Raw genomic sequence first — 25,604 nt, 5'->3', positions numbered from 1 at the left:
TTAATAGGTTTCAATACGGCTAAGTTGCCAAACCATCTTTGCCAAATGTTTCATCTCTGCGGTTTCAGGGTGCTCATCAATGGATATCACAATCCAGTATGGGCCGTAATCTCTGACTTTAAGGTAATGCCCGTTTTGCTTAAGAGCAATCAGCGGATCGTATTGCTTGATGTAGTCCAGCGTCATATCGGTGGCGTAGTTGTTCAGGGCCGATAACTTGATGCGGGGGTGAACCAGAGAAAAATGCTCCAGCAGTGTTTTCAGCCGCACTCCGGTGAAGGTGGACGGGCCTTCAAACCAGGGTAGATGTGTCGTGAGTTCACTTTGTGGCAGGCTTTCAAGCCGATCGCGTTCAAGTTGGATATCCACGCTTTTTCCTTCAGCGTTATACCCGATAAGGTGCAGCGTTGGTGTAAAGGCTTTCGCCGGAAACGAAAGCAACATGCCGATCATGACGATAAGCCAGAAAAGTTTAGCATCCTGCTGAGGCATTCGTTGAACTCCTGAATCATGTTGCCTGCAATATAGTGTAGTTGCTGCAGACGAAATAAGGACAACCCTAAATAATAAAGTTGTTATCAGTAAATCAGGCTGGTTTTTATTTTATTTATTTAAAATCAATCTATTAATTGAATGCATGACGAATATAGACGAATAAAATTAAGGCGAAATCCATATTAAATTGGAAAAGTTTGAGGTGGGTTACGTTTGGAGGGAGTCATTTTTTTGGCGCTCGTCACAGGTTACCGGGCTGAGGCTGGCAAGTGGAAGGGGAAGCGTATGACAGATCTCAAACTGCGCATCGCTGAGTCAAGAAAGCCGTTATTCCTTACGGCACGCCAGCATGGTCATTCGGCCGTTCAGCCGGCAAACCGGGTTGCCGACTGAAGGATGTTATAGCAGCGGGCTGAACATGTAGAAAAACTGCTCAACCAGTTTGTTGATGATCGGGCGTTTTTCCCATTCTTCCGGCCTGACCCGCGTCGACTGCTTGATGTATTCCTGCTGTACCCAATTGAGTTGCTGGGTGAACTCAGCATTGTCTACCGCCAGCGTGACCTCAAAGTTCAACCATAGGCTGCGCATATCCAGGTTCACCGTGCCAATCAGGCAGTGATTACGGTCGATCACAACCGACTTGGTATGCAGCAGGCCACCATGGAAACGGTGAATGCGCACCCCCGCATTCAGCAGTTCCGAGAAGAAAGAGCGGCTGGCCCATTCCACCATCAGTGAGTCGTTCTTATCCGGAATCACCAGATCCACCGCGACACCGCGCTGCGCGGCAGCTTTCATGGCATGGAGCAGGTTCTCACTCGGCACAAAATATGGGGTGGTGATTACCACGCTTTCTTTGGCTTGATAGATACTCAGCAGCAGCACCTGATGGATGATTTCATCCGGCATCCCCGGTCCGGATGGGATCACCTGTACCGTGTCCGCATCGTCGGACACGGAAGGCACATGACACTCCGGCAGGCGAGGCAGATAGCGTTCGCCGGTTTCAACTTCCCAGTCCCAGGCCTGAATGGTGTTCAGTACTGTGACTGACGGACCGGTCATTCTGACCATCACATCTATCCACTGGCCGACACCAGCATTCGTCTTGAAATAAGCGGGATCGACCAGGTTCATCGAGCCGGTAAAACCAATGCGGCTATCGATCACCACAATTTTCCGGTGCTGGCGCAAATCCATGCGGCGCAGGAAAACCCGCAACGGTGATACCGCCAGTGCTTCTACCAGCTGTATACCGGCATGACGCATCAGCCGCGGCCAGTGCGAGCGGAAAAAGCGCATACTACCGGCTGAATCGAGCAGGATGCGAATCTCAACTCCCCGCTTGGCAGCCATGATTAACGCTGTGGCAATCTCATCGGCCAGCCCGCCCGGATGCCAGATATAAAACTCCATGTGGATCGAAGACTTTGCCTGATGGATATCGTCAATCAGCGAGCGGAGGATTGCTTGAGGGGAGTCCTGCAGCGACAGGCTGTTGCCACTCAAGGCCGGAATGCCCAGCCGGTTTTCGCACAGGTCGTTCAGCGGGCGGGCATGCTCGCTCATCAGGTGAGGCTGGTGGCCGGGACAGTCGTTGAGACGCTGGAACCATTCAGCAAAGGGATCAAACATGTCACGGGCGCGTTCAGCCCGTTTTCTGCCCAGATTTAGCTCGCCTAACAGGAGATAGGCCATGATACCGCCGATCGGAATGATATAGATGATAAGTAACCATGCCAGGGAGACACCGACTACCCTGCGCTTAAAGACGATGCGCATGGTGACGGCGGCAATACTCAGCCAGTATATGAACAAGCTGGCCCAGGCCAGGACTTGATAAAACTTTTCCATTCAGTGGGTTGATAGCAACAGAACATGTGTCTTTATTGTGCATTGAAACTGGGGGAATACCAGCGAAATTTACAATATGTGACTTTTATCGCAGCAAATTCACGAATTTTCGCAAGACGAGATTCGGAGCGATCGCTCTCTGTTTTTGCCGCATTATCTGAATGAATGGGGGAAGGGATCGGCGTGTGCGGGATCGAATTGCGATGCTGTCTTAAAGGCAAGCTGGTTTCCTGCTCAATCTTGATTACATTGATAATAAGCGATTGTATGAACCGGGCGTGAAGTCATCCCATCCGTACCGGCTACTCGCGACAATGACTTTTTGCTACAGGTTCATGGCACATCGGTATTTTCAAAAAGAGTAGTGGTATGGCGAGTGCATCCCGGGCGCAGTTCAGTTCACGTTTTGGCTTCATTCTGGCCGCCGCTGGTTCAGCGGTCGGACTGGGGAACATCTGGGGATTTCCGACACAGGCGGCAAACAACGGCGGCGGCGTTTTCATTGTCGTCTACACCCTGATGGTGATCGGCCTGGCTTACCCATTGCTGGTGGCGGAGCTGACTATCGGCCGTTACGGTCAGGCGAATCCGGTGCAGTCGTTACGGTCGATTCTGCCATCCGGCAGCCGCTGGCTGGGCACATTGCTCGCATTGGTCGGACTTACGGCGGCATCCTGCATTCTGAGTTTTTACGCTATTCTGGCAGGCTGGCTGGTGGGTTATTTCCTCAGTCCGATCCTTGAAGCCATCGGGCTGACCGGGGTATCACAGTGGCTGGAGACATTTTCTATCGGCCGCAATCTGTTTTTGATGCTGCTGTTTATGTGGGCAACTATCCATGTGGTGAAAAGCGGGGTAGCGGAAGGTATTGAGCGCTGGTCAACCCGGCTGATGCCGATTCTGGTGCTGCTGTTTGTGGTACTGATTGGATATATCTTCACTCAGGATGGCGCGGTTGACGGTCTGAAATTATTTCTGATTCCGGATTTCAGCCAGATTCACCCGGCCCTGATTCACAGTGCCATGGGACAGGCATTTTTCTCGTTGTCGTTGGGAGTCTGCACCATGATGGTGTACGGCTCGTACCTTAAAAAAGACGCTAACCTGCCGCGGACGGCAGCGGAAGTGGCTCTGATTGATACTGCGATTGCGTTTATTGCCGGCCTGCTTATCCTGCCGGCGATGTTTGTGGCGCAGAATCATGGCGTGACGATTTATAATGATGACGGGCAACTGGCCAGCTCCGGCACGCTGGTGTTTGATGTGCTGCCAGCGATGTTCGATACCATGGGCGCACCGGGATACCTGGTCGCCTCGATTTTCTTTGCCCTGATGGTCATCGCCGCGCTGACATCGTCGATTTCATTGCTGGAAGTGCCGGTGGCCGCTGCGGTAGAAGAATTGTCCCAGCCCCGAAACTATGCCGCGTGGACAATTGGCGGGATGATCAGTGCATTGTCTGCCGTCATTATTTTCTATTTCGATCCTCTGTTTGACTGGGTGATTGTGGCATCCACCGAATACGCCCAGCCGATACTGGGGCTGATCTTTGCGTTGCTGGTCGGCTGGATTTGGCATCGCGATCAGGTGCTGGAGGAGCTGCAGAAAGGCAACCCGGCGATTGCCGCCGGGTGGTTTTGGAAAATCTGGCCGGTGTATGTGCGTGTGGTTTGCCCGTTACTGATGTTGTACGTGTTCTTTGCCTGAATCCTGCGTCCGGCTTGGTCTCATCGTCATGGTTGTTTATACTGCGCCCGGTTTTGACTGCAACCGTTTTTGACAGAAATGAGTTTTCCTATGTTTACCCTGCTTTACCAGCATCCGGACTTTCTGGTTATTAATAAACACCCCGGCGTCAGCGTGCATAAAGATGATAATGATCAGCCTTTGCTGGCGGAAATTGCCCGTCAGACTGGTGATGAAAAGCTGTACCTGATCCACCGGTTGGACAAAATGACCTCGGGTCTGTTGCTGCTGGGGAGAAACCGGGAGGCGGCGGCTCTGTTATCGGCAAATTTTGCCAACCGGAATGTCGAAAAATATTACCTGGCAATTGGCAGTAAGAAGCCGAAAAAAAAGCAGGGGGTAGTGATTGGCGACATGACCCGCTCACGGCGAAGCAGCTGGAAGCTGGAAACCACGCGTGACAATCCGGCCATTACCCAGTTCTTTTCGACAGCGGCCGGGCAGGGGCGGCGCTTGTTCCTGTGTAAACCGCATACGGGAAAAACCCATCAGATTCGTGTTGCACTGCGCAGCGTTGGCTCTGGGATCACTGGCGATGATATCTACGGTTCAGAAGCGGCAGATCGTGGCTACCTTCATGCTTATGCTTTGTGTTTTCCATACCAGGGGACGATGAGGCAGTTTGTCTGTCTGCCTGAGCAGGGCGAATTGTGGGCTTTACCGGAAACACAACAGGCGCTGGCAGACTGGCAGCAGCCCTGGACTCTGGATTGGCCGGTATTGCCGGGTAAAAAGGCATAATGTTAATAAAATGTAGGGTTTGCGACAAAAGGCACCATAATGCCATATTTTGATGGTTTTTCCTGCATATGAGCTTGCGGCATGGGCGCTGTGATAGCCGAATAAAGCAAAATCCTTTATCCTACCGGTCTAGGAATTACCCTAGACCGAGGAAATTATGCGCCTATCCCGCTCTGTGTCGCTGAGAATGCGACTGAAAAAGAAAAAGTCCCAATCTCGATTTTGGGGGCTGGCGCAGTCAAGACGACACCATAAGCTGCTCAAGCAACGCGCCCGCCGTTCCCGGCAAGTCCGTCTCCAGGCTGAATATGTCCACCTTGCCAGCCACCGTATACCTGAACTCGAACAACTCAAACTGGTCGCATGACGGGAATGTCCCCTCAGCGCGCTATTGCTGCCTGCCGTTTGCGGGTAAACTAGCGGCTGTTGTTTGATCCTGCGCAGAACGTCATTGAGGACATTCGTGCTCTGGCCTGTTTTCCCTTGTAAAGCTGAATAAAGAATGAAAATTGAAGCCCTGAAAGAATTAGTTGACCGAATTGAGAATTTACTCAGTGAGCCACCGAAAGAATTGCGCCGTCTGTTCCACGGGCGTGGTCAAACAGTGGATGGGCTGGAGCAGATTACGGTTGATTGGCTGCAAGGCCAGTTGGTTGTCGCCGTATTCAAGCAGCAGGACGATGATTTTATTCAGGCTCTTGAGTCGGAATTGCTGGCGTTAACAACCAGAGACGTCTGGAGCAAGGCCGAGGGCTACGCGATTCTGATACAACACCGCTATCAAGAACTGGCGCCGACGCAGGTGTTGTGGGGCGAAGAGAATGTCTACCCTGTTGGGGTCGAAAATGGCCTGAAATACCAACTAGAGCTTAAGAAAAACCAGAATATGGGGCTTTTTCTGGATATGCGCTATGGCCGTAAGTGGGTGCAGGAAAACAGTCAGGGTAAATCTGTTCTCAACTTATTCGCTTACACATGTGGTTTCTCCGTCGCAGCAATTGAAGGGGGCGCCACGCAGGTGGTAAACCTGGATATGGCCAAAGCGTCACTGAGTCGCGGGCGTGATAATCATAGATTGAATCAGCATGATTTATCGAAAGTGAAGTTTTTGGGGCATGATCTGTTTAAATCCTGGGGTAAGTTGAAGAAACTGGGCCCGTATGATCTGATTATTATCGATCCGCCAAGTTTCCAAAAAAATAGTTTTGTCATGACTCAGGATTATCAGAAGATTCTTCGTCGCCTGCCTAGCTTGTTATCAGCAAGTGGTGAGGTTCTGGCATGTGTTAACTCACCGGCCATCTCCACGCAGTTTTTAATTGATGGCATGGCCGCCGAAGCCCCTGAATTACAATTTATTGGGCGATTAGAGAATCCACCTGAATTTGAGGACATTGATCCTGAAAAAGGGTTGAAAGTGATGAGATTCACTTATTAGTTCTTCGTTCTCGCTGTACCCTGTTAAAGCGCTATCGTTCGATAGCGCTTTTTTGTTTTAGAGTCTTGGTGTTTACTCTGAAGCCAGTTCCATTTGAGCCGCGTATCTTTGGTTGTCAACAATATACAGCCATCCCCCTCGGTATGGGGTCGCTAAGATGGCATTGATGTTTTGTGCTATATCCGGCTTTTTTTGAATCAGGACGGTATACCCCTGCGTTTCTTGCAGATAGTTTTGCAGCGCGTTGGGATTGTTTGGGGCTTGTTCGATAGGTGCGGTTAATTTACCGGCATAGCCAAAAGTATTTTGGTATTTTCCGACGTAAGCGACTTTGTTCCCTTGCCGTTGCAGAGCGTTGATCTGCTGAGCGATCGGCGTAACGTTATAAATTTCATTGATCATCGGGGAAATGCTGGCGAGCAGCGCCGATAAGCTCAGTAGCACCGCAATGATATGTAATGCCAGTCGGGAGGAGGTCAGGACGTTAGGCTTCATGACCAGTGCAGTCAGCACTAAAGGTAACACGCCCCACCAAGGGATGACATTCGCGCTCTCTGCATTGCGAAATACCTGTGGTGCCCATAATGAGGCACTGAATATCGCAATGGTGGCGGCTGCCAGAAAGATAATGACGACAGGCTCAAGGTTGAATTTTTCAGGTCTGAGTTTGTTGCTTGCCCAGATAGCAAGCACCGGAAAAGCGGGAAACAGATAATGGAGCTGCTTACCGCTGAAGCAGCTGAATACGGCCAGGATAATTGTGAACATTGCTAGACAGAATTTGTCGCTGTTCTGGTTGTTGTTCCAGAGGCCACTGCGCCAGAACCCAACTAAGAACGGCCAGGGAAAAATGAGCACAGGCAGTAACAACAGGTACCAGTAGAAAGGTCTGGCATGAGCAAACGACTCATGAATCCGTCCTGCGGATTGTCCCCAAAAAATCGCATAGGCATAATCTTGGCCTCCGACCACCGCAGCCGGAATCGCCCAGGCGAGAATGATCAATATACCAATGGCAGCCATGACTACACTCGCCTTGAGGATGGCGGTGTGATTAGCCTGCGGGTCAGGGTTCCACCATTTGACCAGTGCCACGAAGGGAATCAGATAAATAAAGGTGACCGGCCCTTTTGTCAGCAACCCTAATCCTATTGCCACGCCACCAGACACTATCCATACCATCCGACGGGTCTCGGCATATTTCCACACGGACAACATGGCGGTCTGTACAAAAACAGTCAGCAGCAAATCGAACATGATCATGCCTGAATACAGAAACCATCCTAAGCCGCTGCAGAGTACTAACGGAGCCAGAGCGGCTGCCTGCGGGTTGTCGGGGTAGATTTTCTGCGCCAGTTTTCTGATCAGAAAAAGATTGAGTAAAACGAACAGCGGAATGGTAAGGCGAGTAATGAATTCCGATGTACCAAACAGTGTCCACATCGAACTGAACAGCCAGAACAGCAGTGGTGGCTTGTGGGAATAGGGCAGTCCGTTGGCGTGCGGTACCAGCCATGTGTTATTCAGCCACATTTCCCAGGCAACAGAGACGTAGCGCGTTTCATCGATGGGCAAAATAGGCCGGTAAAGGAAGTTGATAGCAATAAAGAACAGAGTGATCGCACACGCTATGAAAGGATAAGTAAGCTGTTGTCTGGCTGTCATATTTCCCATCTTTTTATCAGTAATCAGTAATCAGTCAAAAGACCATTTACAGGGAATGAGCGTGTTGCATTACTACGGGATTATGCGTACTGCGGTTTAAAATGTGATGACAACGTACATGGGGAAGTGCACACGCTGACGGCGCATTACATTGCAATCAGTTATGTTTATCCCTGCACATGTGATTTATTTCCATCAATTGCATGAACGCTTCGAACCTGGTGGACGTTTTTATGCAGTGCCATCAATGAGTATGGATGAGTTTTTTCTGTCAGGACAAGCCTTACGAAAAAATTGGTTTGATCTGTTTATTCACGTGTTGATACGTAAACCGTCGCAAGGCCATTCTGACGGTAAACAAGGTTTGAATGCGGTATTAGCATGAGTATGAGTATGAATTGCGAAGGTTGAGGCACGGTTGGACAGGCCGGCCATTGATTGGGCAAAGGGAAGAGTAAAGGGCAGACAAAGGCTGATTTACGGCACAGTCTTCGAAACAGGTTTTTAGGGCCTGCCATTGGAAGTGCCGCTCACAGAAGCGCTGTTCAGCCAAAAAATAACGCCAGCAGCAGCTGGCGTTTTGGTAACGGGTGAAAGGCCGGTATCTGATGATCAGGACTTTGCAGCACCTTGGGCAAGCTGATTACAGATTGCCGCGGTGATTGGTTGTGTGACCATAGGGCGGCCGCGCATGTCCATAATCACGATCGTGTAGCTGACGCCTTCACTCACCAGAGGGCTCAGTTCACTGCTGTTGCAGTAACTGGCGGCCGCGTTTTGCGCTGCCATAGTGGGTGGGGTTTTACCGCCACCCCCGTAGAGGATGGTGATCTCAACGTTCTTTTCGCGCGCCTGCGCTTTCATGATCTGGTACTGATCAATCTTGGCATACGGCGCTTTACTGTTGATTGCCATCGCACGTGACTTAGCCAGGTCAAATACCGCCTGATCTTTAGAATTCGATGCACAACCTGCCAGCAGCATCGCCGCCATGACAGCGAGCGTTCGTTTCAGCATAACTTTGAGTCTCACGTTAAAGTGTTATGGCAACACCTTCTTGAAGGGTTTCACGATGACTTTCTCATAGACACCGGCTTCGATATACGGATCCGCGTCAGCCCACGCTTGTGCCTCTTCCAGAGACGGGAATTCCGCAATCACAGTGGAGCCGGTAAAACCAGCTTCGCCCGGATTGTCACTGTCAATCGCAGGCATAGGTCCTGCCACCAGCAGACGACCTTCTTCTTGCAGATCTTTCAGGCGGGCAAGGTGCTTTTCACGGACGCTCAGGCGGCGCTCTAGGCTGTTTTCAACGTCCTGGGAAAAAATAACGTACCACATGTGTGTCTCTCCTTGTTTGCTCTCACACTAGATCGGTGGACGGCAGTGTAAGCTGAATGCGTGTTAATGTCCGATATCTTAAAGGAAAAAAAAAGCCCTAGCATCTGCTTAGGGCTTTTTTGCGGACATCTGACAGAAACTCAGGCTTTTTTGACCGGGCGAGGGCGGCCGTTGCTGTCAATCGCGACATAGTTAAAGGTCGCTTCACATACGCGGTAGCGATCCCCGATACCGTCATGAGCTACCGGTTTAACCCATACTTCCAGCGCAACACTCATGGATGTGTTACCAATGCGCTTACATTCGCCATAGCAGCAAACCACGTCACCGACACTGACCGGGGCTTTAAAGGCGATGCTGTCGACCGAGACGGTCACAACCCGGCCGCCGGAAATTTCTTTCGCCAGAATGGCGCCGGCAAGGTCAAGTTGAGACATGATCCAGCCACCAAAAATATCGCCGTTGGCGTTAGTGTCAGCTGGCATTGCGAGGGTGCGAAGCAAAAGTTGCCCGCGAGGAACGTTGTTTTCTGCTGTCATGTTGCGACTCTATAACTACTTTGAATCGGTTTCTTTTGGCATATGGTGATAAATATACCCGCCAGTGGCAAGGGTAAAGAGCAGGGTCAGAATTAATAGCCCAAACACTTTAAAATTTACCCAGACATCTAAGGGCAGGCGGAAGGCAATATAGACATTCACGACCGCACATACAATGAAAAACACCATCCAGGCAGTATTGATACGGCGCCAGACGGTGTCCGGCAGCGTAATTTCCTTGCCTAACATACTTTTTATCAGTGGCTTACCCATATACTGGCTAATGGCCAGACCAATGGCAAACAGGCCGTAAATAATAGTGACTTTCCACTTAATAAAGTCGGCGTCATGGAGAAAAATGGTCAATCCGCCAAAAATCGTCACCATCACAAAGGTGATAAGCTGCATTTTCTCGACTTTCTTATACAGAAACCAAGTCAGCGAAACTTGTATCGCGGTGGCAATAATCAGCGCGCCGGTAGCGGTATAAATATCGTGGGTCTTGTATAACACGAAGAAAATAATCAGTGGGATAAAATCGAGTAGCTGCTTCATAAGGTTAACCAGTTAATTACGCAGAACCACAGTATACCTTAAGTCAGTATAGAAACAGGCGGCAGGGTTGTGCCCGGCCGCCTGTTGATTCGTTTAACGGTTTTGAACCGCTAACCGATAACTCACACGTTTTGTGGTTTGTTCTCTGGCGCTTGTTCGCTTTCGTCGTTCATCATGTTATCAACGATGACCGCACATGCCGCGTCACCGGTAATGTTCAGCGCAGTACGAATCATATCGAAGATACGGTCTAGGGCGAACAGCAGTGGCAGGCCTTCAATCGGAATACCGGCTGACAGCAGTACCGCAACAACCAAGAACGATGGGCCCGGTACGCCGGCCTGGCCAACAGCACCCAGTGTCGAGGTGATGATAATGGCGATGTATGCCCCCATGCCCAGGTCGATGTTGAACATCTGGGCAAAGAAGATAGCCACCAGACCGTAGTAAATTGCATTACCACTCATATTGATGGTTGCGCCCAGCGGCAGCACGAAAGAAGCGGTGGAGTTTTTCACACCCAGTTCTTCTTCACAGGCTTCCATGGTCACTGGCAGGGTCGCCATCGAAGAAGCGGTAGACAGAGCAACGGCCTGAGGTTTCTTCATTACTGACAGGAACTTCATTGGCGAGGTTTTGCTGAATAGCTTGATCATGGCCGGATAGAAGAGGAAGCCATAAATTAGAATCGCGCCCACATACACCACGAACAGCTTAAACACGACCATCAGCGCCCCAAAGCCGAAGGTACCGACCGCATCGGCCATCAGACCGAATACGCCCAGTGGTGCAACTTTCATGACAACGTTGATCATCCATACCATCGCATCCACAATGGCATTGACCCCGTTGATAAGTGGCTCACGGCGCTCTTTTTCCAGTTTCGATACCGCAATACCGAAGAATAGGCAGAACACCAGAATCTGCAGAATGTTGGCTTCATTCAGGGACTGGAAAACGTTGGTTGGGATCATCCCCAAAAGGGTTGCCCAGAACGAAGGCAGGTCGCCTTTATCGGCATAGGCATTAGAGAACATGCCTTCCACACCGCTGAGGTCAACACCAATCCCCGGTTTGAAGACTTCCCCCATGAACAGTGCCAAGGCAACGGCTACCGCAGAGGTCAGGCCGAAGAAGCCAAGTGTTGTCAGACCGACTTTACCGGCAGACTGACTGCCGCCAAGACCGGCTGCACCGGAGATGATCGCGACTGCGACCAGAGGAATGACCAGCATTTTGATCAAATGGATAAAGATGCTGCCCAGTGGTGCAAACATGCTGGCGGACTGGCCCATCATTGCACCGACTAGTGTACCCACACACATGGCAATAACGACCTGGACGCCGATATTGCCTAACAGTCCTTTTTCTTTTAACACCTTTAGATACCTCAGTTGTGTTTGCTGCTAGCTTAATTTTATAGGGTCACGTTACTGTTTGGAATTTTGTTTTGAAATTGTTTTAAATGTTAACCCAATATTTTGCGGATGTGTTTTTACACCGAAACATAATATTTATCAATAATAAATTTAAATGTTTTATTCCTGGGTTATCATTTCTAACACTTGGTAGCGAAGCGTGACCTTTGTCTTAACAAGTTGGCTACTGTAAGGGCAGATAAGGGGAAGTTCTTTGATCTTTGTTCAGTTTTTGTTGGGTGTCACGAAATTGCCTTTTCCGCTGTCTGGCTGGCGCTTTGCTGCTTTCGTGGTGGGTTGCTCTCATTCCTTCTAATTGACTATGTGAAAACGTCTTATACATAGCCGTATAACCCTGAAATGGCGGCAACTTGTCGATTTACAACCCGGCTAAATAAAGAAGCCGCCCAGCAGGGGCGGCTTCAACAAGTAGCTATACGGTCTTCGATAAAGTGCGACGGTATGCGATAAAGTGCGCTGGTCACTCCGAGGCCATGCAAAGCATGATGCGAGACTGACCCTATTACGACTACATACTCTGCTGCACATTATTTGCTGCACATTATTGCTACATATGGCGACTACACGCGGGTCGCCGCTTTCATGTCACTGACAAAGCGATGCAGTTCCGACAGCATGGCATCATTGTCCGCCAGGTTTCGCTCAATGATCTTCACCACGGCAGAGCCGGAAATAGCGCCAGCAGCACCGGCCTGAATGGCGTCTTTTACCTGGGCTGGTTCAGAAATTCCGAAACCCAGCAGCGCTGGCGGGGCGTCATGTGCTTTCAGGCTGGCCAGTAGGTTATCAATGGGCATACCGGCTTTGGTTTCAGCACCGGTCACCCCGGCTCGGGACAGCAGGTAGGTATAACCGCCACCGTATTCAGCCACAGTTTTCAGCGTATCTTCATTAGCATTTGGCGGGGCAATGAAAATCGGGTGAATGCCGTACTTTTCAGCGGCGGCACGAAACTCGGCAGATTCTTTCACCGGCACATCAGCGACCAGAACCGAATCGACCCCGGCATCCGCGCAGCGCTGATAGAAGTGCTCAATTCCGTTGGCAAATACCAAGTTGGCGTACATTAACAGGCCAACCGGAATGTCCGGGTGGCGCTCACGAATGGTTTTCAGCAGCTCAAAACAGACGGTCGGGGTGGTACCGGATTCCAGCGCCCGAATGGTTGAGCCCTGAATCGTCGGGCCATCGGCCAGCGGATCTGAAAACGGGATACCCAGCTCCAGTGCGTCAGCACCGGCTGCAATCAGGGTCTCGATGATGTTCAGCGACTGCTCCGGGTTTGGATCGCCAATCGTTACGAAAGGAACAAATGCGCCTTCCTGTTTAGCCGCCAGACGGGCAAATTGGGTTTGATAACGATCCATTACAGCACTCCCTTCTCTTCCAGAATGTGGTGAACAGTGAAAATATCCTTATCGCCGCGGCCTGACAGGTTAACGACCAGCAGCTGTTCTTTTTCCGGGTTTTCTTTTATCAGTTTCAGTGCGTATGCCAGGGCATGCGCAGATTCCAGCGCCGGAATGATCCCTTCATTGCGCGCCAGGGACTGGAAGGCATCCAGCGCCTCGTCATCGGTAATTGCCACGTATTCGGCACGGCCAATGGCGTTGAGGTGAGCGTGCTGAGGGCCGACGGACGGGAAGTCGAGACCGGCCGAGACAGAGTAAGACTCTTCAACCTGACCATGCTCGTCTTGCATCAACGGAGCTTTCATACCAAAGAAGATACCGAGTTTACCGTGCTTCAGCGGCGCACCGTGCATGTTGGTATCCAGTCCTTTCCCGGCAGGTTCAACGCCGATCAGGCCCACGTTTTCTTCTTCAATGAAGTCGGCAAACATCCCGATCGCGTTTGAACCACCACCGACACAGGCGATGACGGCATCCGGCAGACGGCCTTCACGCGCCAGAATCTGCGCTTTGGTTTCTTCACTGATAATCCGCTGGAACTCACGCACAATGGTCGGGAACGGATGCGGCCCGGCAGCGGTCCCCAGCAGGTAATGCGCCGTATCGTAGCTGGCAGACCAGTCACGCATCGCTTCGTTGCAGGCATCTTTCAGGGTGGCAGAGCCGGAATGAACCGGAATCACTTCTGCACCCATCAGTTTCATCCGAAATACGTTAGGGCTCTGGCGCTCAACGTCTTTGGCTCCCATGTAAACGCGGCATTTCAAGCCGAGCAGGGCGCAGGCCAAGGCCGTTGCCACACCGTGTTGCCCGGCACCGGTTTCGGCGATAATTTCGGTTTTGCCCATGCGTTTGGCGAGCAGTGCCTGACCCAGTACCTGATTGGTTTTGTGCGCGCCGCCGTGCAGCAGGTCTTCACGCTTGAGGTACAGTTTAGTGTTTGTGCCCTTGGTCAGGTTACGGCACAGGGTCAGGGCCGTCGGGCGACCTGCGTACTCGGTCAGCAGGTGCATAAATTCTTGTTGGAAGGCCGGATCCTGCTGGGCTTCAACAAAAGCGGCTTCCAGCTGGTCCAAAGCCGGGACGAGGATTTGCGGTACGTACTGCCCGCCAAATTCGCCAAAGTAGGCACTGATTTTGCTCATAATCGTACTTATCCTTAATACTTTCTAATCGCTGTAAATGCAGCCTGTAACTTGTTCGCATCTTTCTTGCCGGGCTGGCTCTCAACACCGGAGTTCAAATCCAGCCCCTTGCAGCCGATATGGGCCGCTTCACACACGTTCTCAGGGGTCAGCCCGCCAGCCAGCATGGTGATTTGTTTCTGCTCATCCGGGATCAGTTGCCAGTCAAAGGCAACGCCGGTGCCGCCGGACTGGTTGCCCACTTTGCTGTCGAGCAGATGGCGGTCAACTTGCCACTGGGAGAAATCCGGTACGGAATCGGTTACACCATGAGCTTTCCAGATCTCACAGCCTGCGGGGAGCTGAGCTTTCAGCCCCTGCACATACTCCGGGCTTTCTTCACCGTGTAATTGAACCGCAAAGAGTGCCAGGGCTTTTGCCGCTTTCGTGACTGCATCCGGATCAGCATTGCGGAAAACACCGACGTATTTCAGCGGAGCACCACTCATGATCATGCGGGCCTGCTCAATGTCGACCTGACGCGGAGAGCCTGACACAAAAATCAGACCGCCATAGATGGCGCCGCTTTTGTACGCTGCGGCTGCATCATCGGCATGGGTCAGGCCACAGACCTTATTCTCACCGAGGGTCACGCGGCGTATCGCCAGTTCCAGATCATCTTCTGCCATCAGCGAGCTGCCAATCAGAAAGCCATTGGCATAGGCGGCAAGATCGCGTACCTGCTGGTGGTTGTAGATACCGGATTCAGAAATCACAATGGTGCCCTCGGGCAGGCGAGGTGCCAGCTCTTTGGTCCGGTTGAGATCAATGCTCAGGTCACGCAGGTTACGGTTATTGATACCGACAACCTTGGCCTTCAGGGTAATGGCACGCTCCAGTTCTTCCTCGTTACTGACCTCAGTCAGGATGCCGAGGTTCAGTGACTCTGCCACTTGGGCCAGTTGCTGGTACTGGTCGTCATCGAGCACCGATAGCATCAACAGGATCGCATCGGCTCCATAATGACGCGCCAGATACACCTGATACGGGTCGATCATAAAATCTTTGCACAAGACCGGCTGGGAGACCTGACGACGTACCTGCGGCAGAAAGTCAAAGTTCCCCTGAAAGTATTTCTCATCAGTCAGTACGGAAATGGCACTGGCGTGGTTGTTGTACACTCGTGCGATATAGTCGAGGTCAAAATCCTCGCGAATCAGTCCTTTTGACGGTGACGCTTTTTTGCATTCCAGAATAAATGCCGCCTGATCGCCGGACAGCGCCTGATAGAAATCCCGGTCGCTGGGTGTCAGCGCATCCTGAAAGGATTCCAGCGGTTGCTGTTGTTTTCTGGCTTCAACCCAAAGGTGTTTGTCGGCGACAATTTTTGCTAGCACGGTTTCCATGATTATCCTCGTTCCGCCAGTTGACCCACAAGCTGGTAGGCCTGACCGGACTGCATCACGGCCAGCGCTTGTCGGGCATTGTCCTTTAACTCTTCCTGACCAAATAAACGCAGTAACAGCGCGACGTTAGCTGCAACGGCAGCCATCTGGGCGTCGGTGCCTTTACCGGTCAGGATATCAGTGATAATGGCACGGTTTTCTTCCGGCTCGCCACCCTTAATTGCATCCAGCGGGTAAGTTTCCAGGCCAAAATCCGCCGGGGTCAGAGTGTATTCACGAATGTCCCCGTTAATGATTTCCGCCACGGTGGTTTCTCCGTGAATTGCCACTTCGTCCAGTCCGCTGCCGTGTACGACTGCCGCCCGTTTAAAGCCCATGGCAGCCATGGTCTCGGCAATCGGGCGAACCAGCGCTTTGTCATACACGCCCATCAGTTCGATATTCGGGCGGGCCGGATTAATCAACGGCCCCAGCAGGTTGAAGATGGTGCGCGTTTTCAGGGCCTGGCGAACCGGCATGGCATGACGGACACCGCCGTGGTATTGCGGTGCAAACAGGAAGCATACGCCCTGTTCGTCAAGTGCTGCCCGGGCACTGTCCGGTGACATGGCGAGGTTAATGCCGAATTTATCGAGCAGATCAGACGAGCCGGATTTGCTCGATACCCCGCGGTTGCCGTGTTTGGCGACTTTGACGCCACACGCTGCAGCAACAAACGCCGAGGTGGTCGAAATATTGATGGTGTTATGGCCGTCGCCGCCGGTCCCGACGATATCGGCAAAGTCATAGTCCGGGCGGGGGAAGTCGCTGGCATTGGCCAGCAAAGCCTGTGCGGCGCCGGCGATTTCTGCCGGGGTCTCGCCCTTGATTTTCAATGCGGTGAGCACGGCTGACAGCAGTACCGGCTCGACCTCCCCTTTGATGATGGCATCGAACAGGGTCTGGCTTTCTTCTTGGCTGAGGTTTTGCTGGTCATACAGTTTGTCAGCCAGAGTGTAAATGGTCGCATCCATAAAAGTATCCTTCAGTGCTTGGTATGCCAGCGCTTATCCGCGCGCAGTTTGCTCGGCGGTATGTTGTCCGCCTGGTGGTACATCCATGACCCATTCCAGCGTGTTGGTCAGCAGCTGGGCTCCCTGGGTTGTCAGGATGGACTCCGGGTGGAACTGGTAGCCACAAACTCGATCGGCGTCGTTGGTCACGGCCATCACCAGGCTGTCAACATCCGCAACAACGGTCAGGCTGTCCGGGACATCATGGGCGACCAGCGAATGGTAACGTGCAATGGTCAGCGGGCTTGGCAGTGGACCAAACACTTCGTGTCCGTTATGGCGCATCATGGCGGCCTTACCGTGCACAATTTCACCGGCTCCTGCGACTTTACCGCCATAGGCTTCGATGATGGCCTGATGGCCTAAACAGATACCAATCATCGGCACTTTGCCCCGCACGCGCTGGATCAGTGCCGGCATACAGCCAGCATCAGCAGGGGCTCCGGGGCCAGGTGACAGGACCAGCACCGGATTGGTCAGGGCTTCCAGTGCCTGTTCGACCTGTTCTGCACTCAGGCTGTTGCGATAGATGGTGACCGTGCAGCCGAGCGAACGGAATTGGTCGACCAGGTTGTAAGTAAAGGAGTCGAAGTTATCCAGTAATACAATGTGTGGGGATGTCATATCCGGCTCCTTATTCAGCAGTTTTGCGCGATGATGAGGCCATCAGAGGCGCGGTATGCGCCTGACGGATCGCATTGATCACCGCCTGCGCTTTACTCCGGGTTTCGTCGGCTTCGGCTTGCGGCTGTGAGTCGTACACAACCCCTGCGCCGGCCTGCACACTGGCCACGCCGTTTTCGACATACGCCGAGCGGATCACGATGCAGGTGTCCATGTCGCCTTCACCGGTCAGGTAGCCAACAGCCCCGCCATAGGTGCCGCGACGGCGTTGTTCCACTTCCCGAATCAGCTGCATGGCGCGGATTTTCGGTGCTCCGGTCAGTGTGCCCATGTTCATGCAGGCCTGATATGCATGGAGCGCATCCAGATCGCCGCGTAGCTGGCCGACCACCCGCGAAACCAGGTGCATGACGTGGCTGTAGCGATCGACTTTCAGCAGGTCCGCCACATAGCGGGTGCCGGGCTCACTGATGCGTGCGACGTCATTGCGTGCCAGATCAACCAGCATCATGTGCTCAGCGTTTTCTTTCATGTCGCTGCGCAGTTCCAGCTCAATGCGGCCATCTAAGTCCAGATTGATGGAGCCGTTTGGATTTTTGCCGCGAGGTCGGGTTCCGGCAATCGGGTAAATCTCGACCTGATTACTGTCCGCGCAGTACTTTAGGGCACTTTCCGGCGAGGCACCAAACAAGGTGAAATCGGCGTCCTGCAGGAAGAACATGTATGGGCTCGGGTTGCCGATTTTCAGCTCTTTATAGGCATTGAGCGGTGACGGGCACGGCAGGATAAACTGACGTGACGGTACCACCTGGAACACATCACCGTTAACCACATGCTGCTTCAGGTCGACAACCTGCTGGCAGAAGGCTTCGTCACTGACACTGGCTTGCGGTTCGCAGGCTTCCAGAATGGCGGCAGCCGGCAGGGGCTTAGGCTCTAAGCAGGCTTCCTTAATGTGTTGCAGGCGGCGGCTCAGTTCAAAATAGCTGGCTGTGTAGGCATCGCCGCCAAATAGGCTCGCCTGCAGTTTGCCTTTGCGACGCTGGTGGTCAATTACCAGCAGCGTTTCGGCGATGTAGAACAGGTAATCCGGACAGCGGTTATCCTGATTGACCGGCGGCAGCGGTTCAAAACTGTCCACCACGTCGTAGGCAAACAGCCCGCCGAGGAACAGGGCTTCACGAGGCTGCCCGGTACAGTCAAATGCATGCTGGATCAGACGCAGCGCGTCGAACGATGAGGTCTGGCGCAGACGGCTGTCTTCATCCAGCGCACGGCCTGCCTGCGGGAAATCCAGGATCAGGCAACGTGCTTCACGGTTGGCCTCAATGTCGGTTGGCAGTTTGCTTTCCAGCGTCTGCAGGACGTTCAGCCCGTTATCAGTCAGGGCCTCAAGGCGAACCTGATGGCCACGGCAGACAATTCGTACCGCGGCATCAATCAGCATCAGGCTTTTCAGGTCCTGTTTAGAGTCAATCTCGGCGGATTCCAGCAGCAGATTATGCGGCCGGTTGCCACACACGGAGTAATACAGCTCCGTTGGGTTTGATACGTAAGGGACATCCAGGCTGAGCACATCCAGCTCGCCCATGCCTAATGGGGTCGTATTCACAGCGTTCTCCCTGCCGCTTCTACAAACGGTTTCAGCTCTTGCATTAATTGTTCGAACATTGGACCGGTCAGTGCCTGGTGACCGTCAGACAAGGCTTCACACGGGTTGAGGTGTGTTTCGACGATGATACCGTCCGCGCCGACAGCGGCGGCTGCGCGGGACAGCGGAATCACCAGTTCACGCACGCCGGTTCCGTGGCTTGGATCCACAACCACCGGCAGGTGGGTGCGTTGCTTAAGAACGGCGACTGCGTTCAGGTCCAATGTATTGCGTGTTGCTGTCTCATAGGTGCGGATACCACGTTCACACAGGATAATGTTCGGGTTCCCTGCGTCATAAATGTATTCCGCCGCGAGCAGCAGTTCTTCGATAGTGGCGGAAAGTCCACGCTTGAGCAAGACCGGTTTTTTACTCTCACCAACAGCTTTCAGCAGCGCATAGTTCTGCATATTGCGTGCGCCAATTTGTAAGCAGTCAATGTATTCGCACATGGCATCCATCTGACTCACTTCCATGACTTCTGAGACAGTTGGCAGCCCCAGTTGTTGGTTGGCTTGTTTCAGTAATTTTAATCCATCCAGCCCCATACCCTGAAAATCATACGGGCTGGTGCGGGGTTTGTACGCGCCGCCACGCAATGCAACTGCACCATGCTTTTTCACTACTTCGGCAACGGACATCAGCTGGCTTTCGGACTCGACGGAGCATGGCCCGGCAATCACCGCAAATTTGTCGCCGCCAATAGCTGCGCTGCCAAAGCGCACCACAGTGTCGTGCGCCTGTACTTCACGGCTGACCATTTTGTATTTGGTCAGAATCGGCTTGACGGTTTCCACGCAAGGGTAGGCGTCCAGGTGCAGTTGCTGGAGCACGCGTTCGTCACCCAGCGCGCCCAGCACGATGCGCTCTACACCCGGCATGTACAACGGTTTCAAACCGGCTTCTTCGATGCGGGTCAGAATGGTCTTCGCTTGTTCTTCAGTTGCATTGGGTTTGAGTACGATAATCATGTTTCAGTCCCTATTCAGTGCCTGGCACTGCTAAAAATTAAGAAGTTAATCGTTTGCCATCTGGGTGCAGAGTGAAAAAAACCCGCACTCAGGCGGGTTTGTGTTGTCTGGCTCAAGGCACAGCGAATCACACCACCCGCGTTGGGAAGTGCCACCACCAAGAGAAGAAAGCGCAGAGTTGATGATGAATTTGCTGTACCATGTTAATAATCCTTAACGCGATGCATTTGGTTGCGTTTAACTGCGTACTAGTAAACTAGTTCAGAGAAGTAATGTCAAGGCCTTAATTTTATGTTGTTTGATTTACACAGCCACACCACGGCGTCAGACGGACGTTTATCCCCGCAGGCGTTGATGCTCCGGGCCGTAGAAAAACGGGTGGATGTGCTGGCCATTACAGACCATGACACGGTAGCCGGTCTGGAAGCGGCCGAGCAGGCGATTTTGGAGGGTGATCTGCCAATCACTCTTATCAAAGGCATTGAAATATCGACAGTTTGGCAAAATTTTGATATTCACATTGTCGGACTGAATATCGACCCGCAGCACCCGGCAATCACCACTCTGATTGCGGCCCAGACCGAACGTCGTGAAGCCCGTGCGGCGCTGATTGGTGAGCGTCTGGCGAAGAACCGGATTCACGGGGCACTGGACGGGGCAAAAGCGCTGGCGAATGGGGCCACCCTGACCCGGGCACATTTTGCCCAATGGCTGGTCGAGCAAGGGCACGCCAAGACCATGCAGGGTGTGTTCAAAAAGTTTCTGACCCGCAATAAACCGGGTTACGTACCGCCTAACTGGTGCTCGATTGCCGAGGCTGTGGCGGCGATTCAAGCTGCCGGCGGCCAAGCTGTACTGGCCCATCCGGGACGGTACAAACTCAATGGCAAGTGGTTAAAACGGCTGCTGACAACCTTTGTGGAAGCCGGCGGTGATGCGATGGAAGTGGCCTTGCCGCAGCAATCCCCTCAGGAACGTCGCATGCTGGCCGATTATGCCATTGAATTTCAATTATTGGCTTCGCAAGGCTCTGATTTTCATTATGTCTCTCCCTGGACCGATCTCGGGCGCAACCTGTGGCAGCCCAAAGGGGTGACAGAAGTCTGGCAGGACTGGAGCGTTGAGAAGAAGCGCATTGAACAGGAAGTGTCGGAAGAGCGGACACTTTCAACGGAGGAAGAATGAGTCAGTTTTTTTATGTTCACCCGGAAAACCCGCAAACCCGCCTGATCAATCAGGCCGTGGCGATTATTCGCAATGGCGGGGTAATTGTTTATCCGACTGATTCCGGCTATGCCCTGGGTTGCCAGTTGGAAAACAAATCGGCACTGGAGCGTATCTGTCAAATCCGTCGCCTTGATGACAAGCACAACTTTACGCTGTTGTGCCGTGATCTGTCTGAGCTGTCGTTGTATGCCCGTGTTGACAACGGGGCGTTCCGCCTGCTGCGTAACAACACGCCGGGGGCATATACCTTTATCTTTAAGGGAACGAAGGAAGTACCGCGCCGGCTGATGAACCCGAAACGAAAAACCATCGGTATTCGGGTGCCGAACAATATTATTGCACTTGCGCTGCTGGAAGCCTTGGGCGAGCCAATGATGTCAACATCGCTGATCTTGCCGGGAAGTGACGTGACTGAGTCCGATCCTGAAGATATTCGCGATAAGCTGGAACATGCAGTGGATCTGATCATCAATGGAGGTTTCCTGGGTGAGCAACCCACGACAGTGATTGATTTCAGCAACGATGAAATGGAAATCGTGCGTGTGGGTGCAGGTGACCCGACGCCATTTGAGTAACCCGGCGTCAGCTGAACAGATAATCGCCAACAGCTTAGCGCCCGCAGGAGTCAGTCGGCCGCTTGGGGCATATTTGCATAGGGTGGGAAAAATGATGATTTCCTGCGCTCTGTACCGTGTTTTCGGTGGTAACTGAGCTAAGCTTTTGGCATAATCCGCCGTCGCTTTAAGATGGCTTAAAGTGTGATGATTTTCGACGCCTGTGAAGGCGACAAAGGTTTGTCTAATGAGTGAAAAATTACAGAAGGTACTGGCGCGTTCTGGCCAGGGCTCTCGCCGTGAAGTCGAATTATTGATCCAGAATGGGCGTGTCAGTGTGGACGGCAAGGTTGCACAGTTGGGTGACCGACTGGAAGACCTGAGTTCTGTTGTTCGTATTGACGGCCACAAGATTCAGTTGGTTTCTTCTTCTGATGAAGTATGTCGTGTACTGGCTTATAACAAACCAGAAGGTGAGTTATGTACTCGCCATGATCCGGAAGGTCGTCGTACGGTATTCGACCGTCTGCCACGCCTGACGGACGGGCGCTGGGTGTCAGTTGGACGCCTGGATGCCAACACAGCAGGTCTGTTGCTGTTCACCACTGACGGTGAACTGGCAAACCGCCTGATGCACCCAAGCCGCAGCATTGAACGTGAGTACATGGTGCGCGTCTTCGGTGAAGTGAGCGAAGAAATGGTGCGTAACCTGGTTCGCGGCGTTGAGCTGGAAGATGGTATGGCCCGTTTTGAAGACGTGGTTTACGCCGGTGGTGAGGGTATGAACCACACTTTCTACGTGGTGATCACCGAAGGCCGTAACCGTGAGGTTCGTCGTCTGTGGGATTCACAGGGTGTGACCGTAAGCCGCCTGAAGCGTGTTCGCTACGGTGACATCTTCCTGACCAAAGATCTGCCTCGCGGCGGATGGATGGAGCTTGAGCTGAAGGAAGTGAACTACCTGCGTGAGAAAGTGGAACTGCCGCCGGAAACCGAGACACATCTGACTGTTGAAGGTCAGAAGCGTAAGCGTGGTGTGCGTCAGATCCGCCGTGCCGTGCGTCGTCACGAAGAGCGTCTGAATGACGAAACTCGTGGTGGTCGTCGCCGTCAGGATCAGCGTCGTTCCTCTTCCCGCACTAACAAAGTGGAAAGTAGCGAAAGCAACAATGGTCCACGTCGCAAGCCGTCAGGGAATGCAGCTAACCGCCGCAATCCGCTGAAGAACAAACCGGCTAAGCCGCGTACACGTAAATAAGTACCAGATATGAAAAAAAGCAGCCGGTTGGCTGCTTTTTTTATGCCTGTCATTCAGAGCAGACGACGGTGGGCTTCGTCTTAGCTGGCAGCACCGGGCTTGCGTTTAGGCTGGGCATCAATGCACTGGCCGTTGACGTCTTTGCTTTCCGGTCCCATCAGGTAAAGGTACAGCGGAATGATATCAGCCGGAGTTTTCAGCAGATTCGGATCTTCTGCCGGGAACGCTTTGGCACGCATGCCGGTGCGGGTACCGCCCGGATTGATGGCGTTGACGCGCACGTTGGTGTTTGCCAGTTCATCTGCCAGCACCTGCATCATACCTTCTGTGGCGAATTTTGAGATGGCGTATGCCCCCCAGAATGCGCGCCCCTGATGGCCCACAGTGGAAGATGTGAAAACGATACGGCCGTCTTGCGACTTCTTCACCAGCGGCAGTACCGCCTGAGTCAGCAGGAACTGCGCCTTCACATTCACCTGCATGACTTCGTCGTAAGTATCTTCGCCCAGTTGGTCAAACGGGCTCAATACGCCCAGCAGACCGGCATTGTGCAGCACGCCGTCCAGGCGACCGAACTGGCCTTCGATAGTTTCCACCATGTCGATGTAGTGCTGTTTAGTCGCACCCATCATATCCAGCGGGATAATCGCAGGCTGAGGGTAGCCGAGCGACTCAATTTCATCGTAAACCGCTTCCAGCTTGGCGACGGTTCGGCCCAGCAGAATCACGGTGGCACCGTGCGCTGCGTAGCTGATTGCGGCCTGACGCCCGATACCGTCACCCGCGCCTGTTACAAGAATCACTCTATCTTTCAGAGAGTTGTCGGCGATTTGATACTCCACGCTTTACATCCTTATTGTTTTTTCGTTTTCCTATTGTATTGCGATAGCCGAACCAATGACAACTTGGTTACAATGGGGCGACGTCAAAAAATGAGGACTCAACATTGGATTTTTTGTTTGATTACGGGCTTTTCCTGGCCAAGATTGCCACGGTGGTGATCGCAATTGTCGGTATTTTAGTGATTGCGAAAGGACTGAAAGGCCAGCACGGCGCAAAGGGCGAGCTGGAAGTAACCGATTTAACCGAGCAATACAACGATACCGTTCATCAACTCGAATCCCACTTGTTCGATAAGCCTCTGCTGAAAGCACGCGATAAAGCAGAGAAAAAGGCTGACAAAGAGAAAAATAAAGCGCGTCAGAATGAGATTAAAAAGGCTGCGAAATCCGGCGAGCTGTCTCAAACCCGTGAACCTCGCCTGTTTGTGCTGGATTTTCACGGTAGCCTGGATGCCCGAGAGGTCACCTCGCTGCGTGAAGAAGTAACGGCCATTCTGGCGGTGGCAGTTGAAGGGGATGAAGTCCTGCTGCGTCTTGAGACCGGCGGTGGTATGGTCCATGGCTATGGTCTGGCGTCATCTCAGCTGGATCGCCTGAAATCTGCCGGCATTAAACTGACCATCGCGGTGGATAAAATTGCAGCCAGTGGCGGTTACATGATGGCGTGTGTCGCTGACCGTATCATTTCGGCGCCGTTCGCGGTGGTCGGCTCGATCGGGGTCATTGCCCAGCTGCCGAACTTTAACAAGTTGCTGAAGAAAAACGACATCGAGTTCGAGCAGATTACGGCCGGTGAATTTAAGCGAACGTTGACAATGTTCGGTGAAAATACAGATAAAGCGCGTGAAAAGTTCCAAAGTGAGATTGAAGAAACACACGAGCTGTTCAAAGCCTTTATTGCCGTTCACCGTCCGGAACTGGATCTGGAAAAAGTGGCGACGGGGGAACACTGGTTTGGTAAGCAGGCTTTTGAGCTGGGTCTGGTAGATGAAATCGGTACCAGCGATGACTTTATCAGTCATGCCTGCAAAGAGCGTGAAGTGCTGCAGGTGCGTTATGTGCAGCGTAAAAAGCTGGCAGAAAAACTGGCTGGTGCCACCGGTGACGCTGCTGACAATCTGCTGCTGAAGTGGATCAGCCGCGGTCAGCGTCCGATTGTTTAAGGGATGGCTATGAACCAGAAATGGGCTCTATTCTCTTTTAAAGGGCGCATGCGTCGGCGTGATTACTGGTTGTACAGTATCCCGGTACTGCTCATGATCATGCCAGTGTTTTTCTATACGTCTCCGGAGAACTTCAGCCAGAATCCGCTGCTCGAAACGTTATCATTGGTGATAATGGGCTTCGTGACCTGGGCTTCCACCGCATTGAATGTCAAACGTCTGCACGATCGCAATAAAAGCGCGTGGTGGATCATTCTGACCTTCCTGCCGGTCATTGGCCCTATTTTTGTGATTATCGAGCTGGGTATTCTGGACGGCACTGCCGGGCCAAACCAGTACGGTCCGGATCCAAAGGGGCGGGGTGCACCGCCATCTTCGGGTACACCATCCTCAGGGCAGCCGTCTGACAAGGCGGAGAAAGATTCAGTGACCATCGAGATGTAACGGCTGGTCCGGTATGCTATAGCACTGAAAAGACGATAACAGCAGCCCCGTTCGCGGGGC

The 25,604-nt window shown here is 52.6% G+C and carries 25 protein-coding genes and 1 other annotated feature; of the genes, 9 read left to right on the top strand and 16 right to left on the bottom strand.

What is annotated here, in order from left to right:
• The gene (locus tag PGW97_RS11015; RefSeq protein ID WP_053061698.1) at positions 1-492 is read right to left on the bottom strand and encodes a hypothetical protein; all 492 of its coding nucleotides are present in this window, start codon (positions 490-492) and stop codon (positions 1-3) included.
• Between the two features lie 402 nt (positions 493-894).
• The gene (gene cls, locus PGW97_RS11010) at positions 895-2,352 is read right to left on the bottom strand and encodes a cardiolipin synthase (RefSeq protein WP_047883305.1); all 1,458 of its coding nucleotides are present in this window, start codon (positions 2,350-2,352) and stop codon (positions 895-897) included.
• A gap of 369 nt (positions 2,353-2,721) precedes the next feature.
• Here cls and PGW97_RS11005 point away from each other — a divergent pair, with 369 nt between their 5' ends.
• From PGW97_RS11005 to PGW97_RS10995, 3 genes are all read left to right on the top strand, one after another.
• Positions 2,722-4,059, top strand: coding sequence for a sodium-dependent transporter (locus PGW97_RS11005; RefSeq protein ID WP_207103538.1), 1,338 nt, complete (start codon positions 2,722-2,724; stop codon positions 4,057-4,059).
• Between the two features lie 90 nt (positions 4,060-4,149).
• A complete protein-coding gene (locus PGW97_RS11000; RefSeq protein WP_207103539.1) occupies positions 4,150-4,839 on the top strand; it encodes a TIGR01621 family pseudouridine synthase in 690 nt (229 codons plus the stop codon).
• Positions 4,840-5,341: 502 nt separating this feature from the next.
• The gene (locus PGW97_RS10995; protein WP_207103540.1) at positions 5,342-6,277 is read left to right on the top strand and encodes a class I SAM-dependent methyltransferase; all 936 of its coding nucleotides are present in this window, start codon (positions 5,342-5,344) and stop codon (positions 6,275-6,277) included.
• Positions 6,278-6,349: 72 nt separating this feature from the next.
• On the opposite strand, the gene PGW97_RS10990 is transcribed toward PGW97_RS10995, so the two are convergent.
• The gene (locus PGW97_RS10990) at positions 6,350-7,942 is read right to left on the bottom strand and encodes an ArnT family glycosyltransferase (RefSeq protein WP_273857322.1); all 1,593 of its coding nucleotides are present in this window, start codon (positions 7,940-7,942) and stop codon (positions 6,350-6,352) included.
• A 163-nt stretch (positions 7,943-8,105) separates the two neighbouring features.
• On the opposite strand from PGW97_RS10990, the gene PGW97_RS10985 reads away from it, so the two are divergent.
• Positions 8,106-8,327, top strand: coding sequence for a hypothetical protein (locus PGW97_RS10985; protein ID WP_273857321.1), 222 nt, complete (start codon positions 8,106-8,108; stop codon positions 8,325-8,327).
• A 227-nt stretch (positions 8,328-8,554) separates the two neighbouring features.
• Here PGW97_RS10985 and PGW97_RS10980 read toward each other — a convergent pair whose 3' ends face one another.
• The 12 genes from PGW97_RS10980 to PGW97_RS10925 form a co-directional block, all read right to left on the bottom strand.
• The gene (locus PGW97_RS10980) at positions 8,555-8,959 is read right to left on the bottom strand and encodes a GspS/AspS pilotin family protein (protein ID WP_047883310.1); all 405 of its coding nucleotides are present in this window, start codon (positions 8,957-8,959) and stop codon (positions 8,555-8,557) included.
• A gap of 24 nt (positions 8,960-8,983) precedes the next feature.
• On the bottom strand, positions 8,984-9,283 hold the full coding sequence (locus tag PGW97_RS10975; protein WP_047883311.1) for a YciI family protein: 300 nt from the start codon (positions 9,281-9,283) through the stop codon (positions 8,984-8,986).
• 140 nt (positions 9,284-9,423) lie between these two features.
• Positions 9,424-9,822 carry an acyl-CoA thioester hydrolase YciA gene (gene yciA / locus PGW97_RS10970; protein ID WP_047883312.1) on the bottom strand — a complete coding sequence of 133 codons (399 nt, stop codon included), beginning with the start codon at positions 9,820-9,822 and terminating at the stop codon, positions 9,424-9,426.
• Between the two features lie 15 nt (positions 9,823-9,837).
• Positions 9,838-10,377, bottom strand: a complete 540-nt coding sequence (locus PGW97_RS10965) for a septation protein A (RefSeq protein WP_217392090.1) — start codon at positions 10,375-10,377, stop codon at positions 9,838-9,840.
• A 122-nt stretch (positions 10,378-10,499) separates the two neighbouring features.
• Positions 10,500-11,702: a dicarboxylate/amino acid:cation symporter gene (locus tag PGW97_RS10960; protein ID WP_047883608.1), complete on the bottom strand. Its 1,203-nt coding sequence runs from the start codon at positions 11,700-11,702 to the stop codon at positions 10,500-10,502.
• Positions 11,703-12,376: 674 nt separating this feature from the next.
• A complete protein-coding gene (gene trpA, locus PGW97_RS10955) occupies positions 12,377-13,183 on the bottom strand; it encodes a tryptophan synthase subunit alpha (RefSeq protein WP_047883314.1) in 807 nt (268 codons plus the stop codon).
• Positions 13,183-14,373 (bottom strand): tryptophan synthase subunit beta, encoded by a 1,191-nt coding sequence (gene trpB, locus PGW97_RS10950; RefSeq protein ID WP_207103543.1) that lies wholly within the window; start codon positions 14,371-14,373, stop codon positions 13,183-13,185. Before trpB ends, trpA begins: the two co-directional genes overlap by 1 nt.
• Before the next feature lie 14 nt (positions 14,374-14,387).
• Positions 14,388-15,758 (bottom strand): bifunctional indole-3-glycerol-phosphate synthase TrpC/phosphoribosylanthranilate isomerase TrpF, encoded by a 1,371-nt coding sequence (gene trpCF / locus PGW97_RS10945; RefSeq protein ID WP_273857320.1) that lies wholly within the window; start codon positions 15,756-15,758, stop codon positions 14,388-14,390.
• Between the two features lie 2 nt (positions 15,759-15,760).
• Complete coding sequence (gene trpD, locus PGW97_RS10940) at positions 15,761-16,771, bottom strand: anthranilate phosphoribosyltransferase (RefSeq protein WP_415720876.1); 1,011 nt, start codon at positions 16,769-16,771, stop codon at positions 15,761-15,763.
• A 33-nt stretch (positions 16,772-16,804) separates the two neighbouring features.
• A complete protein-coding gene (locus PGW97_RS10935; RefSeq protein ID WP_273857319.1) occupies positions 16,805-17,434 on the bottom strand; it encodes an aminodeoxychorismate/anthranilate synthase component II in 630 nt (209 codons plus the stop codon).
• Between the two features lie 10 nt (positions 17,435-17,444).
• Positions 17,445-19,025 carry an anthranilate synthase component 1 gene (locus PGW97_RS10930; protein ID WP_273859665.1) on the bottom strand — a complete coding sequence of 527 codons (1,581 nt, stop codon included), beginning with the start codon at positions 19,023-19,025 and terminating at the stop codon, positions 17,445-17,447.
• Between the two features lie 17 nt (positions 19,026-19,042).
• Positions 19,043-20,056, bottom strand: coding sequence for a bifunctional 3-deoxy-7-phosphoheptulonate synthase/chorismate mutase (locus PGW97_RS10925; protein WP_273857318.1), 1,014 nt, complete (start codon positions 20,054-20,056; stop codon positions 19,043-19,045).
• A 72-nt stretch (positions 20,057-20,128) separates the two neighbouring features.
• Positions 20,129-20,222 (bottom strand) — a sequence feature (Trp leader region).
• Positions 20,223-20,347: 125 nt separating this feature from the next.
• On the opposite strand from PGW97_RS10925, the gene rnm reads away from it, so the two are divergent.
• From rnm to rluB, 3 genes are all read left to right on the top strand, one after another.
• The gene (gene rnm, locus PGW97_RS10920; protein ID WP_273857317.1) at positions 20,348-21,241 is read left to right on the top strand and encodes an RNase RNM; all 894 of its coding nucleotides are present in this window, start codon (positions 20,348-20,350) and stop codon (positions 21,239-21,241) included.
• Positions 21,238-21,858 (top strand): L-threonylcarbamoyladenylate synthase, encoded by a 621-nt coding sequence (locus PGW97_RS10915; RefSeq protein WP_273857316.1) that lies wholly within the window; start codon positions 21,238-21,240, stop codon positions 21,856-21,858. The genes rnm and PGW97_RS10915 overlap by 4 nt, the downstream gene beginning before the upstream one ends.
• A 226-nt stretch (positions 21,859-22,084) precedes the next feature.
• Complete coding sequence (gene rluB, locus PGW97_RS10910) at positions 22,085-23,095, top strand: 23S rRNA pseudouridine(2605) synthase RluB (protein ID WP_047883323.1); 1,011 nt, start codon at positions 22,085-22,087, stop codon at positions 23,093-23,095.
• Between the two features lie 80 nt (positions 23,096-23,175).
• Here rluB and PGW97_RS10905 read toward each other — a convergent pair whose 3' ends face one another.
• Positions 23,176-23,937, bottom strand: a complete 762-nt coding sequence (locus tag PGW97_RS10905; RefSeq protein WP_047883324.1) for a YciK family oxidoreductase — start codon at positions 23,935-23,937, stop codon at positions 23,176-23,178.
• A gap of 104 nt (positions 23,938-24,041) precedes the next feature.
• Here PGW97_RS10905 and sohB point away from each other — a divergent pair, with 104 nt between their 5' ends.
• Positions 24,042-25,100, top strand: a complete 1,059-nt coding sequence (gene sohB / locus PGW97_RS10900; RefSeq protein WP_273857315.1) for a protease SohB — start codon at positions 24,042-24,044, stop codon at positions 25,098-25,100.
• Between the two features lie 9 nt (positions 25,101-25,109).
• Positions 25,110-25,544: a DUF805 domain-containing protein gene (locus PGW97_RS10895; protein ID WP_047883326.1), complete on the top strand. Its 435-nt coding sequence runs from the start codon at positions 25,110-25,112 to the stop codon at positions 25,542-25,544.
• Positions 25,545-25,604: the final 60 nt, after the last annotated feature.

This window comes from Photobacterium sp. GSS17 (assembly GCF_028621875.1).
GTDB lineage: Bacteria > Pseudomonadota > Gammaproteobacteria > Enterobacterales > Vibrionaceae > Photobacterium > Photobacterium ganghwense.
Note: the sequence above shows the minus strand (reverse complement) of the source record. Positions and strands in the feature narration are given on the sequence as shown.